The organism is Pseudoalteromonas sp. S4492, from assembly GCF_005886115.1.
GTDB classification, from domain to species: Bacteria; Pseudomonadota; Gammaproteobacteria; order Enterobacterales; family Alteromonadaceae; genus Pseudoalteromonas; species Pseudoalteromonas gelatinilytica.
Genome location: NZ_PNCP01000132.1, coordinates 1 through 623 on the forward strand (window position 1 = coordinate 1; position 623 = coordinate 623).

The 623-nt window shown below is 39.2% G+C and carries 1 protein-coding gene; it reads left to right on the forward strand.

What is annotated here, in order from left to right; all coding sequences use genetic code 11:
* A partial coding sequence (locus tag CWC28_RS21160; protein ID WP_212746810.1) for a hypothetical protein occupies positions 1-515 on the forward strand: 515 nt, incomplete at its 5' end.
* Between the last annotated feature and the right edge of the window lie 108 nt (positions 516-623).

Genomic DNA, 623 nt, shown 5'->3' on the forward strand with positions numbered 1-623 from the left:
CTGGCGCTCATTCTTCGCTAATTTTAGCCAAGCGTAATCCGCCCATTAACAGGGCATTATGCATTCACGGAAGTATGGCGAAATTGTCAATGATTAAGAATCGAAAAGAATATTATCGAAAATGTAAATGCGGTAGAGATCACGAAAATAAATTTATTCGTGGCATGTTTAAATATAGTGATGAAGGTGAAACAGCTTTTTGCGTTGCTATGCTTGATCATCAAAATGAACGCCATATTTGGTTGTCATTTATTACTGGTGAATGGCCAAACACTAATCAAGAAGATTGCGCAGTAACTTGTCATGTCTACACAAACGAAAAAGGCCGAGTTTTCACAATTCAAAATGGTGAGGACTCTCCATTCAGTAGTGATGATATTTTCGATTGTTATCAAGTTACACGCGAACAAGTATTGGCGGTAAATGGTGCAAAAGAGTGGTTTATAGATACCTATTTATCACTATTTAAAACCGATGACGAAATAGGAAACTACTTGGTAGCGGAGAATGCATAACAAGCTGTTTAAGCGCGGGACTGCTAATGTTTGGCTCGGTTTCGCTACGCTACACATTTTAGCCAATCATTAATCAGCCCCTTAACAGGGCGTTGGTATGACTCCCCA